This is a genomic window from Actinomycetospora sp., assembly GCF_036497245.1.
Lineage (GTDB): Bacteria > Actinomycetota > Actinomycetes > Mycobacteriales > Pseudonocardiaceae > Actinomycetospora.
This window is the reverse complement of sequence record NZ_DASXJS010000245.1, coordinates 1-14,321: the sequence shown is the minus strand read 5'-3', so window position 1 is coordinate 14,321 and position 14,321 is coordinate 1. Positions and strand designations below refer to the sequence as shown.

Annotated in this window: 11 protein-coding genes and 1 rRNA gene; 4 read left to right on the top strand and 8 right to left on the bottom strand. The window is 74.0% G+C overall.

Annotation, left to right across the window (positions count from 1 at the left end; genetic code table 11):
• Positions 1–2,257: aminopeptidase N (pepN, locus tag VGI02_RS25705; RefSeq protein WP_331632304.1), on the top strand; the 2,257-nt coding region annotated here is incomplete at its 5' end.
• A gap of 70 nt (positions 2,258–2,327) precedes the next feature.
• On the opposite strand, the gene VGI02_RS25700 is transcribed toward pepN, so the two are convergent.
• The 4 genes from VGI02_RS25700 to VGI02_RS25685 form a co-directional block, all read right to left on the bottom strand.
• Entirely contained in the window at positions 2,328–2,855 is a 528-nt protein-coding gene (locus tag VGI02_RS25700; RefSeq protein WP_331632301.1) for a DUF5130 family protein, read from the bottom strand.
• Entirely contained in the window at positions 2,842–3,093 is a 252-nt protein-coding gene (gene ctaJ / locus VGI02_RS25695) for an aa3-type cytochrome oxidase subunit CtaJ (protein WP_331632299.1), read from the bottom strand. The genes VGI02_RS25700 and ctaJ overlap by 14 nt, the downstream gene beginning before the upstream one ends.
• 67 nt (positions 3,094–3,160) lie before the next feature.
• Entirely contained in the window at positions 3,161–4,627 is a 1,467-nt protein-coding gene (locus VGI02_RS25690; protein WP_331632296.1) for an amidase, read from the bottom strand.
• 65 nt (positions 4,628–4,692) lie between these two features.
• On the bottom strand, positions 4,693–5,370 hold the full coding sequence (locus VGI02_RS25685) for an HNH endonuclease (protein ID WP_331632294.1): 678 nt from the start codon (positions 5,368–5,370) through the stop codon (positions 4,693–4,695).
• A gap of 181 nt (positions 5,371–5,551) precedes the next feature.
• On the opposite strand from VGI02_RS25685, the gene VGI02_RS25680 reads away from it, so the two are divergent.
• The 3 genes from VGI02_RS25680 to VGI02_RS25670 are packed head-to-tail and all read left to right on the top strand — an operon-like array spanning position 5,552 to position 7,831.
• Positions 5,552–6,640 (top strand): mechanosensitive ion channel family protein, encoded by a 1,089-nt coding sequence (locus VGI02_RS25680; protein WP_414638381.1) that lies wholly within the window; start codon positions 5,552–5,554, stop codon positions 6,638–6,640.
• Positions 6,641–6,691: 51 nt separating this feature from the next.
• A complete protein-coding gene (locus VGI02_RS25675; RefSeq protein WP_331632292.1) occupies positions 6,692–7,075 on the top strand; it encodes a globin in 384 nt (127 codons plus the stop codon).
• Positions 7,076–7,135: 60 nt separating this feature from the next.
• Positions 7,136–7,831 carry a dienelactone hydrolase family protein gene (locus VGI02_RS25670; protein WP_331632290.1) on the top strand — a complete coding sequence of 232 codons (696 nt, stop codon included), beginning with the start codon at positions 7,136–7,138 and terminating at the stop codon, positions 7,829–7,831.
• On the opposite strand, the gene VGI02_RS25665 is transcribed toward VGI02_RS25670, so the two are convergent.
• From VGI02_RS25665 to rrf, 4 genes are all read right to left on the bottom strand, one after another.
• Complete coding sequence (locus tag VGI02_RS25665; protein WP_331632289.1) at positions 7,828–8,547, bottom strand: DUF8185 domain-containing protein; 720 nt, start codon at positions 8,545–8,547, stop codon at positions 7,828–7,830. The two genes, VGI02_RS25670 and VGI02_RS25665, sit on opposite strands and share 4 nt — an antisense overlap.
• Positions 8,544–9,005, bottom strand: a complete 462-nt coding sequence (locus tag VGI02_RS25660; RefSeq protein ID WP_331632287.1) for an acyl-CoA thioesterase — start codon at positions 9,003–9,005, stop codon at positions 8,544–8,546. Before VGI02_RS25660 ends, VGI02_RS25665 begins: the two co-directional genes overlap by 4 nt.
• 7 nt (positions 9,006–9,012) lie before the next feature.
• Positions 9,013–13,980, bottom strand: coding sequence for an NAD-glutamate dehydrogenase (locus VGI02_RS25655; protein WP_331632285.1), 4,968 nt, complete (start codon positions 13,978–13,980; stop codon positions 9,013–9,015).
• Positions 13,981–14,181: 201 nt separating this feature from the next.
• Positions 14,182–14,298 (bottom strand): 5S ribosomal RNA (gene rrf / locus VGI02_RS25650).
• Between the last annotated feature and the right edge of the window lie 23 nt (positions 14,299–14,321).

The window sequence follows — 14,321 nt, the reverse complement described above, 5'->3', positions numbered from 1 at the left end:
CGACTGCCGCTACATGAACACCGGCGAGGGCCTGCACCGGTTCGTCGACCCCGTCGACGGCGGCGTCTACCTCTACAGCCAGTTCGAGACCGCGGACGCCAAGCGGATGTTCGCCTGCTTCGACCAGCCCGACCTCAAGGCCACGATCAGCCTCACCGCGCTCGCGGCGCCGGACTGGGAGGTGATCGCGAACGGCGTGAAGTCCACGACGACGACCCTCGACTCCGGCGCCGTGCACCACGCGTTCGAGACGACCGTCCGCATCTCGACCTACCTCGTCGCGCTGATCGCCGGGCCGTACGCGAAGTGGACCGACGAATACGTCGACGAGCACGGCGCGATCCCGCTGGGGATCTACTGCCGCGCGAGCCTCGCCGAGCACATGGACGCCGAGCGGCTGTTCACCGAGACCAAGCAGGGCTTCGGTTTCTACCACCGCAACTTCGGCGTGCCCTACCCCTTCGCCAAGTACGACCAGCTCTTCGTGCCGGAGTTCAACGCGGGCGCGATGGAGAACGCCGGCGCGGTGACCTTCCTCGAGGACTACGTCTTCCGCAGCCGCGTCACGCGCTACCTCTACGAGCGCCGCGCCGAGACGATCCTGCACGAGATGGCCCACATGTGGTTCGGCGACCTCGTCACCATGCGCTGGTGGGACGACCTGTGGCTCAACGAGTCGTTCGCGACCTGGGCCAGCGTCGTGAGCCAGTCCGAGGCGACCGAGTACCGCAACGCCTGGACGACGTTCGCGAACGTCGAGAAGTCCTGGGCGTACCGGCAGGACCAGCTGCCCTCGACCCACCCGATCGCCGCCGACATCCCCGACCTGCAGGCCGTCGAGGTCAACTTCGACGGGATCACCTACGCCAAGGGCGCGTCGGTGCTCAAGCAGCTGGTCGCCTACGTCGGCCAGGACGAGTTCCTCTCCGGGCTGCGGCTGTACTTCTCGCGGCACGCCTACGGCAACGCGACCTTCGACGACCTGCTCGGGGCACTGACCGAGGCGTCCGGCCGCGACCTGTCCGGCTGGTCGGCCCAGTGGCTGCGCACGACGGGTCTCAACTCGCTGACCCCGTCGTTCGCCGTCGGGTCCGACGGGCGGTACGAGCGGTTCGAGGTCGCCCAGGGCGGCGCGCGCCCGGGCGCGGGCGAGACCCGCACGCACCGGATCGCCGTCGGGATCTACGACGAGGACGGCAACGGGAAGCTCGTCCGCAGGCACCGCACCGAGCTCGACGTGACCGGTGACCGCACGGCGGTCCCGGAGCTGGTCGGCGCCGAGGCCGGCGCGCTCGTGCTGGTCAACGACGACGACCTCACCTACTGCACGATGCGTCTCGACGAGCGCTCGCTGACGACGCTGATCGACCGCATCGGCGACGTCGCCGAGCCGCTGCCGCGCACCCTGTGCTGGTCGGCGGCGTGGGAGATGACCCGCGAGGCCGAGCTCAAAGCGCGCGACTTCGTGACCCTGGTGCTGAACGGGCTGCCCGCGGAGACCGAGGTCGGCGTGGTGCAGCGGCTGCTCCTGCAGGCTCAGACGGCGCTCGCCTCCTACGCGGACCCGACCTGGGCGGTGGAGCAGGGCTGGCCGTCGTTCGTCGCGACGCTGCTCGACCTCGCCCGCCGCGCGGAGCCCGGCTCGGACCACCAGCTGGCGCTGGTCAACGCCCTCGCCGGCTCGGTGCTCACGCCGGAGGCCCTCGAGGCGATCACGGGCTGGCGCGAGGGCACGACGCCGCTGGAGGGTCTCGTCGTCGACACCGACCTGCGCTGGCGACTGCTGCACGCACTCGTCGCGCACGGGGCCGCGGGCGGTGGGGAGGTCGAGGCCGAACTGGCGCGCGACAACACCGCGACCGGGCTGCGGATGGCGGAGCGGGCGCGGGCGCTGGTCCCGACGCCGGAGGCCAAGGCCACCGCGTGGGAGCGGGCGGTCTACGACGACACGCTGCCCAACGCGATCAACATGGCGATCATCATGGGCTTCTCGCACCCGTCCCAGGGCGCGCTGCTCACGCCCTACACGGAGAAGTACTTCGCCTCCGTCGACGAGGTGTGGGGCCGGCGCTCGTCCGAGCAGGCCCAGCCCATGGTGCAGGGCCTGTTCCCGTCGTGGGGCGTGGAGCGGGCGACCGTCGACGCCGCCGACCGCTGGCTGGCCGACGAGCACCCGTCGTCGCTGCGCCGCCTGGTCTCCGAGGGGCGCGCGGGCATCGTCCGGGCCCTCGCGGCCCGGGACTTCGACCGCCAGTAGGTGCGCTGCGCGCTCGTGAGCACTCCATGCGGCGACAGCCGCATGGAGTGCTCACGAGGCCGAAGGCCACCTACCGCTCGTGCTTGGACCCCGCGTGGTCGCCGAGCACGCGCAGGCCCTCGACGATGCCGCCGACCAGGTCCGACTCGGTGAACCGCGAGACCATCGAGCCGACGGCGATCTTGGCGCCCTGGTCGTCGACCCGGCGGACCGACTCCTCGCCGGTGACGACCTCGACCACCCGCTCGCCGGGCGACACCGCGATGAGCACGGCCTCGGCCGCCTCGTCCCCGAGCGAGGCGTGCAGCTCCTCGGCGCGCTCCCGGGAGCGTCCGCCGAGCGCGCCGACCCACAGCGTGAACAACAGCCCGGTGTCGGCCGAGGTCCGCGTGAGGGCCTCGTCGATGCGGGAGAGCTGCGACGACGTGAACGGGGACCGCTCGTCCTCGGCGAGGACCTCGGAGGCCTCCGAGACCCGCCCGGACGCCGTCGGGATGCGCGAGTGACCGGAGACCGGTTCCTCCGCCAGCCCGGGCCCGGTCACCGCCGGGGTCTCGCCGGGGCCCGCCTGCGGGCGGGCCAGGTCACCAGGTGCCACGTGCGCCTCCTCGGGCGGTCCGGGTCGCGGGGCTGCCGACGGGCTCGACGGTCGGCTCCGGCAGGCCGGTGCCCTTGGGGTTGCCGATCCACCACAGCGGCTCGTGCGGCCAGTCGTCGCCCACGCGATACCGCGCCGCCTTGCCGCCCGGACGGCGCACCGCCGTCAGCGCGAACAGCAGCGCCAGGACGACGAGCGGGATCACCCCGTAGATCAGGATCGTCTCGATCGGTCTCACGGGAGCGAACCGTAGTGGAAAGCGGCTGCTACGTCGTGTCGTAGAACTCCTCGTCGCCGAAGAGCCCTCACCAGACCGGCGGACGGCGGCGCGCCCAGGGCCGGGCCGCCTCGAGCTCCGCGCCCAGCGCGACCAGCAGATCCTCCTCGCCACGCCGCCCCCGCAGCGTCACGCCCACGGGCAGCGTCGTGCCCTCCACCTCGGGCCAGCCGAGCGGCAGCCCGATCGCCGGCTCGCCCGTCATGTTCGCGATCGCCGTCCACGGGGTGAACGCGACCTGGCGCGCGAAGTCGGTCTCCGGGCCGTCGGCCGAGAACCAGCCCACGGGGCGCGGCGGCATCGCCACGGACGGGGTGAGCACCGCATCGAGATCCGCCCGTGCCGCCACGATCCGGCGCGTCTCGACCTGGACGGTGTGCAGCGCGCCGAGCGCCGCCATCGGGGCGACCTCCCTCCCCCGGGCGCGCAGCAGCCGCGTCAGGGGCTGGAGGCGCTCCTCGTCGTCGGGGTCGACCGGGTCGGCGAGCGCGAGCACCGCCCACAACGTCACGAAGGCCGCGATCGCCTCGTCCGACAGGCGCACCTCGACCGGCTCGACGGCGTGTCCGAGCGAGGCCAGCACGGCGGCGGTGTCCTCCGCGGCCGCGACGCACACCGGGTCGACGACGGCGGGCGCGGCCTCCGGGCCGAGCAGGGCGGACAGGTCGCCGTAGGGCGGCGTGGCCGTGAGCCCGATCCGCCGGCGGGGCCCGGACCCGCCGCGGGCGCCGCGGGCCACGCCCAGGTAGCCCCCCGCGGGCGGCGCGGCGGGCACGAACGGCTCGCCCGGCCAGGAGCGACCCCCGCACAGGGCGTCGAGCAGCGCCGCCGCGTCGGCGACCGTGCGCGCGAGCGGTCCCGGCACCGACAGCCCGGCCGGATCCCCGCCCGTCGGGCCCGCGGGAATGCGACCCCGCGTCGTCTTGATCCCCACCAGCCCGCACACCGAGGCGGGAATCCGGATCGAGCCGCCCCCGTCGGACCCCTGCGCGACCGGCACCACCCCGGCCGCCACCGCCGCCGCCGCGCCGCCGGACGACCCGCCCGCCGAGCGGCTCGGATCCCACGGGGTGACGGCGGGCGGCGCCCCGTCGGGCTCGGTGTAGCAGGGCAGACCGAACTCCGGGACGGCCGACTTCCCGATGCTCACCGTGCCCGCCGCGCGCAGCAGGCCGACCAGGTCGTCGTCGTGGTCGGGCACCCGGCCGCGGGTGACGACCGACCCCCGCCCGGTCGGCACGCCCGCCGTCGCCGTCAGGTCCTTGATCGCCGTCGGGACGCCCACCAGGGGGCCGGCCACGTCCCCCCGCGTCTCGTCGAGCGCCCGCGCGGCGTCCCGTGCGAGCTCGGGGGTCACGACGGCGAACGCGCCGAGCCGCGTCCCGAGGGTCTCGGCGCGGGCCAGGGCGTGGTCGACGACGTCGAGGACGCGGACGTCGCCCCGACGGATCGCCTCGGCGGTCTCGAGCGCGGTCAGCTCGTGGAGGTCGCTCACGTCGCGCGATCATGCCCCCGCGTCGGTGGCCCGGCAGCGGCGAGCGGGCGAGCACCTGATGAGGGTCAGGCGGCGGTCTCCCCCAGGTAGGGCAGCCACTGCGGGTCGGCGTCGACGAGCCCGGCCAGGAGCCGCCAGTGCCGCCCGCGCGGCGCGTGCGGCATCGTGCGCAACGGCCAGCCCAGCTCGGCGAGGAGCTTGTCGGCCTTCTTGTGGTTGCACCGCGCGCAGCACGCGACGCAGTTCTCCCAGGTGTGCGTGCCCCCGCGGCTGCGCGGCACCACGTGGTCGATGGTCTCGGCCTTGCCCGAGCAGTACGCGCAGCGGAAGCGGTCGCGGTGCATGAGCGCGGCCCGCGTGAGCGGGACGCGGGCCCGGTAGGGCACCCGCACGTACACGCGGAGGCGGATCACGGACGGGACCTCGACGGAGCCGGTGGCGGAGTGCAGCACCAGACCGGAGGAGTCACCGTGGACGACGGTGGCCTTGCCGCAGACGAGCAGCACGATCGCGCGGCGCAGCGGGAGGGCGGTGAGGGGCTCGTAGGTGGCGTTGAGGAGCAGGACCCGCCGCTTGCCCCAGGCGGGCGGCTCGGGTCGGACGGTGACCGTGATGTCGTCGCCCACGCCGGTGAGGGCGGGCGGATCCAGGGGGACGGGGGCGGCGATCGGGATCGCCTCGACCGGACCGGCGGTGGGCTCGTGACCCCCGCCTGCGTCGACCCCGCGAATCAGCGGCGTCACGGTCCTGGGTTGTCGTTCGGGCACACGACCACCTCCCGCCGAAAGTGACCACAGTCGACCACATCCGGGCCCGTTGTGCACCTGTGATAAAGCACCGCCTCGACGTTCCCGGCGACGCACCCCGGTCCGACCCGGGAGCCTCCGCACGGGCCGCGAGCGGCTCTCCGTATCCTCCTCAGGCGTGCTGCCCGCCGCAGGCATGGACATCGCCGCCCAGGCCCCGCTGCCCACGCCGCCGCCCGTCCCCCCGACGACGCCCCCGGCCGCCGAGAGCACGACGACGCTGCTGCCGGGGATTCCCGTGGACGCGCCGGCCTGCGCGAACGACGCCGGGTCGCTGTGCGCCCGGGTCTTCCAGTACACCCACGCGAGCTGGTTGTCCCGGTCGGCCGACTCGATCGTCTCCCACGGCGCGACGGTCGCGATCATCGTCCTGGTGGCCCTGGTGCTGCGCTACGCGGTGCACCGGGGCATCCGGCGGCTGACCGCGGGCGCGAACGCCGGGCGGGTCCCCAAGATCCTGCGCCCGCTGCGCGACCGGGCGGCCGCGAGCCTGCGCGAGGCCGCCCCGCAGATCGTGGAGCGCCGGTCCCAGCGCGCCCAGACGATCGGCTCGGTGCTGCGCTCGTTCACCACGCTGCTGATCTACGGCATCGCGTTCGTCCTCGTGCTCGGCGAGTTCGGGGTGAACCTGGCGCCGATCATCGCCTCGGCGGGCGTCGTCGGCGTCGCCATCGGCTTCGGCGCTCAGAACCTCGTGCGGGACTTCCTGTCGGGGATCTTCATGATGCTCGAGGACCAGTACGGGGTGGGCGACATCGTGGACCTCGGCGAGGCCAGCGGCACCGTCGAGGCCGTCGGGCTGCGGGTGACGACGCTGCGGGACATCGCCGGGACGGTCTGGTACGTCCGCAACGGCGAGGTGCTGCGGGTCGGCAACTCCAGCCAGGGCTACTCCGTGGCCGTCGTCGACATCCCGGTCGGGCACTCGGCCGACGTCGACCACACCCAGGAGCTGGCCCTGGCCGCGGCCGCCGAGGAAGCCGGGGAGTCGACGATCGCCGGCAAGGTCCTCGCGCCGCCCGAGATGCTCGGCGTCCAGTCGGTGACCGCCGAGGGCATCCTGCTGCGGCTCACGGTGCGGACCCGGCCCGGCGAGCAGTGGGCGGTCCAGCGGGCCGTCGCGGGCGCGGTGAAGACCGCCCTCGACGCGGCGGGGGTCCCCGCGCCGACGCCGTTCGGGGCCGTGGCGCCCACGGCCGGGCGCTGACCGCGCAGGCCACGGGGACACGGTGCGCGGGGATTTGAGACGGTGGTGGGTGTGAGCAGTCCCCAGACCTTCTACGACGCGGTCGGCGGTCACGATACGTTCCGCCAGATCGTGCACCGGTTCTACGAGCAGGTCGCCGACGACCCGGTCCTGCGGCCGCTGTACCCCGAGGAGGACCTCGGACCGGCGGAGGACCGGCTGCGGATGTTCCTCGAGCAGTACTGGGGCGGCCCACAGACCTACTCCCAGCAGCGGGGGCACCCTCGGCTGCGGATGCGGCACGCGCCGTTTTCCATCGGCCCGCTGGAGCGCGACGCGTGGCTGCGCTGCATGCGCGTGGCCGTCGACGAGGCCCGACTCGATCCCGAGCGGCAGCGCCAGATCTGGGAGTACATGGAGATGGCGGCGACGAGCATGATGAACAAGTCCTTCTGAGCCGGCGGGTTCCCCCGGCGCGGTGCCAGGGCGTTCCGGCCGTCTGATGGGATGGCGGGCATGGCAGAGAACCCGCTGCAGAACGTCACCTTCCCGTCGGGCGGAGGCACCGCCCACGGCTACCTCGCGCTGCCCGAGTCCGGCGCGGGCCCCGGCGTCGTCGTCATCCAGGAATGGTGGGGCCTGACCGCACACGTCGCCGACGTGACGAACCGGCTCGCGGCGGAGGGCTTCGTGGCGCTCGCGCCCGACCTCTACGGCGGCACCACCACCCACGACGCCGACGAGGCGGGGAAGCTCATGGGGCAACTCCCCGTCGAGCAGGCCGCCGTCGACCTGGGCGGCGCGGTGGACTTCCTGCTCGAGCACGAGGCCGTGGTCGGCCGGAAGGTCGGCGCGGTCGGGTTCTGCATGGGCGGCGGCTTCGTGCTCGTGCTCGCCGCCCAGCAGGGCGACAAGATCGGCGCCGCGGTGCCGTTCTACGGCGTGCTCGGTGAGGACTACCCGAGCTTCGCGAAGCTCTCGGCGCCGATGCTCGGCCACTTCGGCGCCGAGGACTCGATGGCGCCGCCGGATGCGGTGACCCAGCTCGCCGACCGCATCGAGGCCGAGTCCGGGCGCCGCCCCGACTTCCGCATCTACCCGGCCGGGCACGCCTTCTTCAACGACGAGAACCACATGGGCACCTACGACCCGGAGCAGGCGACGATCGCCTGGAACGAGACGCTGAACTTCCTGCGCAGCACCCTGCGTTAGGCCAGCAACGGCAGCTGGGCCCGGCGGCGGCGCACGACGGCGCCGCCCCGGGTGTCCAGCCGCAGCCACCCGCCGTCGGTCGAGACCCGCACCGTCCCGTCCGTGTCCCCCGACCCCGCGCCGACGAAGCCCATCCCGGACAGCGCGAACACGCACCGCATCGGGACGCGGACCTCGGTGCCCGAGCCGTCACCGGTCACCGTGAGTACCACCTGGTCGAGCAGGGCCGCCGACGGACGCCCGCCCGGATCTCCCGCCCGGGCCGCCGCGACCCCGCGCTCCGCGAGCCCGTCCAGCTCCGCGGCCGGGACCTCCCCGACGACCTCCCACCGCCGATCGGCGCGCAGCGGGGGCAGGGGTCCTCGCCACCGGTCGTCCACGGCGGTGCCGGGTTCCACCGACGGCGCGACGGCGACCGCCAGGGCCGCGAGCAGATCGGATCCGACGACGGTGACGTCGCCCGGCGTGACCTGCCCCGGCGCGGCGCGGGTGACGAGGGCGTCGAACGGGGTCGGCGCCCAGGCCTCCACCGTGTCCGGCTCCCCGTCGGTACCGGGACGGGCCCGCAGCCGCACGACGACGGCGGCGTCGAGGCGGACGGCACGCCCGACGAACCCGGCGAGGTCGTCGCGCTGGGTCCGGTCGGGCACCGTCAGCCTGCTGCCGGGTGCGCGCACGCCGGAGACCGCGGCGCCGGAGCCGTTCGGGCCGTTCACGCGACCGTGTACCGATCGAGGAAGGACCGCTCCTGGGCCGTGAGCCGCCGCGGGCGCTCCGCCGCGAGGTCGTAGGGCACGAGCTGGGTGTCGGCGACGACGGCGGGCTTCGCGGCGTCCCAGTCCCCGTCGTCCGGGCTGTCCGAGGCCCCGTCGCCCGAGTGGCTGGGCAGGAGCAGCTCGTAGCCCACCGTGAAGGACGCCGCCCGCACCTGTTCGCACCACATCCGGGCCCGGACCCCCCGCGGGTGCCACGGGATGGGACGGCGGTAGGCGACCGCGACCTTGGCCACGAGCAGCCCCGCCTCGAACGCCGAGACACCCGCCTCGACGGCGGCGTCGAAGAGCAGTGCCGCCCGCGCGTCCTCGAGCAGGGTGACGACCTTGGCGTGGTTCACGTGCCGGTACGCGTCCTGGTCGGACCAGCGCAGCGGCACGGTGACGTCGTACGTGGTCACGGGGCTCCTATCGCACCATGCTGCGGATCTGGCGGGCGGCGACCGAGACGGTCGCGAGGTCGCTGCGCCCGGACCGGGTGATCTCACCGAGCGAGGTCCGGGCGCGCATGAGCCGGGAGGCGTTCGCCTGCTCCCAGTGCTCGATCTTCTCGTCCGCGGTCTCGGTGTCGTCGGTGTCGGCGAGGACGCCGAGGGTGACGGCGCGCAGCGACGAGTACAGCTCGTCCCGCAGCGACAGCCGGGCGAGCGCGTCCCACCGGTCGGCCCGGGACAGGCCGGCGACGGCGGTCAGCAGCCGGTCGAGCCCGAGGTGGTCGGAGAGCGCGTAGTAGAGCTCGGCGACGGCGAACAGGTCGTCCGGGTCGCCGTCGTGGTCGGCCTCGGCGATCTCGGCGATCTCGGTGACGTCGAGCAGCCCGAAGCTGTAGAGGCCGCCGACGGCGCGGTCCGCGAGCCCGATCGGCGCGCCGAGGTCGACCATCGTCTGCACCCGGTCGGCGAGGCCCTCCGCCTCGACGCCGCGCAGCATCGCGGGCACCTGCGGGTCGAGCGCCGCGACGGCGCTCGAGAACCGCTGCGTCTCCGCGCCCACCGCCAGTGGCTGCGGGCGGTGGATGAGCAGCCACCGCGACGCGCGGTCGAGCAGGCGCCGGGCGGCGAGCGTCAGCCGGTCCGCGACGGCGGTCGGGAGACCCCCGGCGGTGGCACGCGCGATGTCGGCGGCGAGCGCGTCGAGGCCGAACACCCGGGTGGCCACCTGGTAGGCGCGGACGGCGTCGGACGGCGTCGCGGACACCTCGTCGACCAGGCGGTGCACGTAGGAGAGCCCGCCCCCGTCGACGACGTCGTTCGCGAGCATCGTCGTGACGATCCGGCGGCGCAGCGGGTGCGCGGCGACCGCCTCCGGGTAGGTGCCGGCCAGCACCTGCGGGAAGTACGACGGGAGCCTGCGGGCGAACACCCCGGCGTCGGGGAGCTCGGTCCGCGCCAGGGACTCGGTGAGGTCGAGCTTCACGTGCGCCATGACGGTGGCGAGCTCCGGTCCGGAGAGCCCCTCGCCCGCGGCGCGGCGCACCTCGAACCCCTCGGCGTCGGGCAGCACGTCGAGCTCCCGGTCGACCTCGCCCCGGGCCTCGAGATCCCGGATGAGCGACTCGTGGACGTTGAGCATGTCCGGGCCGTGGGCCCGCGCGACGCCGAGCAGGTCGTTCTGGGCGACGTTGTCGGCGAGCACCAGGGCGGCCACGTCCTCGGTGGTCGCGGCGATCTGGGAGTCCCGGCGCTCGGCGGCGAGCTCACCGCGCTCCACCAGTGAGTCCAGCAGAATCTTGATGTTGACCTCGTGGTCGGAGCAGTCGACGCCCGCCGAGTTGTCGACGGCGTCGGTGTTCACCCGCCCGCCGGCCCGCGCGTACTCGATGCGGCCGCGCTGGGTGAGGCCGAGGTTGCCGCCCTCCCCGACGACGGCGACGCGCAGCTCGGCGCCGTCGACGCGCACCGCGTCGTTGCCCTTGTCGCCGGCGTCGGCCTGGGTCTCGTCGGAGGCCTTGACGTAGGTGCCGATCCCGCCGTTCCACAGCAGATCCACGCGGGCCCGCAGGATCGCGCGGATCAACCGGGCGGGGTCGAGGCCCACCGGGTCGGCGTCGATGCCCAGGGCGGCCGCGACCTGGTCGGTGACCGGGATCCGCTTGAGCGTGCGCGGGTGCACCCCGCCGCCCGCGCTGATCAGCGACGGGTCGTAGTCCGCCCACGACGAGCGCGGCAGGGCGAAGAGGCGCGTGCGCTCGGCGAACGAGATCGCGGGGTCCGGATCGGGGTCGAGGAAGACGTGGCGGTGGTCGAAGGCCGCGACGATGCGGAGGTGCTCGGAGAGGAGCATGCCGTTGCCGAACACGTCGCCGGACATGTCGCCGACCCCGACGACGCTGATCACGTCGGTGGCGACGTCGCGCCCGAGCTCGCGGAAGTGACGCCGTACCGACTCCCACGCACCGCGCGCGGTGATGCCCATGGCCTTGTGGTCGTAGCCGACCGAGCCACCCGAGGCGAACGCGTCGCCGAGCCAGAAGCCGTAGTCCTTCGCGACGCCGTTGGCGATGTCGGAGAACGTCGCCGTGCCCTTGTCCGCGGCGACGACGAGGTAGGTGTCGTCCTCGTCGTAGCGCACGATCCGGCCGGGGGTCCGCGCCGCCGAGTTCGCCGCGTGCCCCTCGCGGTTGTCGACGAGGTCGAGCAGGCCCGAGATGAACATCCGGTAGCACGCGACACCCTCGGCACGCTGGGCGTCTCGGTCTGCCGCGGCGTCACCGCTCGCGGCGGGCGGGAGCTTGACGACGAACCCGCCCTTGGCTCCGACCGGCACGATGACGGCGTTCTTCACCGCCTGGGCCTTCACCAGGCCCAGGATCTCCGTCCGGTAGTCCTGCAGCCGGTCCGACCAGCGCAGCCCGCCGCGGGCGATCGGCCCGAACCGCAGGTGCACGCCCTCGACCCGATGGGAGTGGACGAACGTCTCGATTGCGGGTCGCGGCTCCGGCACCCCGGGGACCTGCGCCGGGTCGAGCTTGAACGCCAGGTACTCGCGGGGGGCACCGTCGTCGTCGCGGAGGAAGAAGGTGGTGCGCAGGGTGGCGCGGACGAGCCCCAGCATGGCCCGGAGGATCCGGTCCGCGTCGAGGCCGGTGACGGCGTCGACGGCCGCCTCCACCTCGCCGTCGAGCTCGGCGACGAGGTCCGCGCGACCGTTCGGGTAGCGGGTCGGGTCGGGCACGAGGTCCGGGTCGAAGCGGGCCTCGAAGAGCCGGACGAGGCCGACCGCGACCTCGGCGTGCGCCCCGACGACGTCGGTGATGTAGCTCTGGCCGTACGGGCTGCCGATCTGGCGCTGGTAGCGGGCCAGGGCACGCAGCAGCGCGGTCTGGCGCCACGTCAGTCCCGCGGTGAGGACCAGGGAGTTGAACTCGTCGGTGCCGGCGAGACCGCGCCACGCGGCGGTGAACGCGTCCGCGAACCGCGTCCGCAGGTCCTCGGGGTCCGTCCCGTCCGCGCCGTCCGCGTGCCCCATGCGCAGGCCGAAGTCGTTGATCCACCCGACGGCGCCGTCGCTGCGGCGGACCTCGTAGGGCCGCTCGTCGATGACCTCGATCCCGAGCGAGCGCAGTACCGGCAGAACCGACGACAGCGTGATCCGCCTGCGGACGAGGAAGAGCTTGAGCCTGCGGTCCCCGGCCTCGTCGTCCTGCGTGGACTCGGGCGGCCGGTACAGCCGGACGGCGACGTCGTCGGGACCGGTCAGGCCGTCGAGCACGAGCAGGTCCTCGAGACCCTGCTGGGGGTGGAAGTCCTCCTGGTAGGCCTGGCTGAACGGCTCGGCCGTGGCGCCGAGAGCCGCCAGCGCGGCCCGCTCGGCGGGGCCGGCGGCGGCGCGCAGGCGGTCGTTCCAGGTGCGCGCGGCCTCGGCGAGCTCCGCGGTCAGCGCCGGGATGTCGGGGCGCACGGGTTCGCGCTGACCGGTGTGGACGGTGACGTGCAGCAGCGCGAGCTGGTCCTCGGTGACCCGGGCCGTGTACTCGATGTCGGTGCCCTCGAGGCGGTCGAGGAGCAGTTGCTGCATCCGCAGCCGTGCCGCCGTGGTGTAGCGGTCGCGAGGCAGGTAGACCATGGCCGAGAAGTAGCGACCCCACCGGTCGCGGCGCAGGAACAACCGCACCCGTCGCCGCTCGGCCAGGGCGAGCACACCGGTGACGGTCTCGAGGAGCGACGCCCGGTCGGTGCACAGCAGCTCGGCCCGCGGGTAGGTCTGGAGGACCTCGAGCATGCGCTGCCCGGACCACGACTCCACGGGGAACTCGGTCTGGCGGATCACGTCCCGCACGCGTCGGGAGACGACCGGGATGCCCATGACGTCGGCGCTGCGCGCCGCGACGGTGAGCACGCCGAGGAACCGGTGCTCGCCGACGATGTGGCCGTCGGGGCCGAACACCCGCACGCCGACGTAGAGCGGATGCACCGGCTCGTGGACGGTCGAGCGCGCGCTCGCCCGGGTCAGGACCAGCAGCGCGGACTCGTCGCTCCCGGTCCGGTCCGGTGCGGAGGCCTCGGACAGCGTGTCCGGGTCGAGTGCCTGCCGCTCGGCCAGGTCGGGCCCCGCGGTGAGAGCGCGCGCCGCGGCGCTGTCGCGGCGCAGGATGCCGAGTCCCGGTTCCGCCCGGTCGCCGGCGGTGCGAGCCGTGCCGTACCGGTAGCCGAGGAGGGTCAGGTTGCCCTCCGCGAACCAGCGCAACAGCGCCACGGTGTCGTCGGCGCGGTGCTGGGCGACCGGTGGTGGTGAGGACTCCAGGTCGTCGGCGACCGAGCGCGCCCGCACCAACATCGCCTCGGCGTCGTCGACGACGTCCCGGACGTCGGCGAGCACCGAGGTCAGCCGCTCGTGCAGGTCGATGGCGAGCTCGCGCACGGACTCCGAGCCGGCGTCGGCCTCGAGCTCCAGGTTCATCCAGGACTCGGCGACCGCCCCCGGCGGCAGGTCCGTGGGGTCGGCGTACGGGAGGATCTCGCGCAGGGCACCGTCCGGGGCGCGGCGGACCACGACGACCGGGTGCACGACCCGGTGCACGACCGTCCCGGTCCGGGAGAGCTCCGCGATGACCGAGTCGATCAGATAGGGCATGTCGTCGGTGACGACGAGGACGAACACCCGGTCCGAGTCCGGCGCAGCCGCGCCCGGCAGGGACTCCGCGCCGGCGCCGAGCACGGCGGTCACCGGCTGCCCCGGGACGTGGAGCCGGGCGAGGCTGCGGTGGGCCCGGACGATCGCCAGCGCCTCCGCGGGGTCATCCACCCGCTCCTCCGGCGGCAGCCGGTCGAAGTAGTGGACCGCGAGCTCGGCCAGTTCGGAATCGTCGGCCTGCTCGTGAGCGGCCCGGCGCAGCGCCTCGGGCCCGGAGCCGACCGGAGCGTCGATGCTCGTCATCGGGTCGCCTCCGCCGGGCGCTGCGATTCCGACGGCGTGACGAGCCACCACAACGAGGACACGGCGGCCACTGTAACGAGCCGCCGGCGGCCCAACGGGCTCCACCGACCAGGGGAATCGTTCTGCCTCGATTCCGGCCCCGAACACACGTGTGCCCCCGGACGGTGTGTTGTCCGGGGGTGTGGTGGGGGTGGTTGGGTGTTCCGGCGGTGTCCTACTCTCCCACGACCTGGCGGTCGCAGTACCATCGGCGCTGGAGGGCTTAGCTTCCGGGTTCGGGATGGGACCGGGCGTTTCCCCTCCGCTGTGGCCACCGGAACACCGAACCACCCCCACCCATG

Excerpts from the sequence above, each read along its gene's own strand:
- VGI02_RS25670 (WP_331632290.1), top strand. The coding sequence starts at position 7,136 with ATGGCAGAGAACCCGCTGCAGAACGTCACCTTCCCGTCGGGCGGAGGC.
- VGI02_RS25655 (WP_331632285.1), bottom strand. The coding sequence starts at position 13,980 with ATGACGAGCATCGACGCTCCGGTCGGCTCCGGGCCCGAGGCGCTGCGC.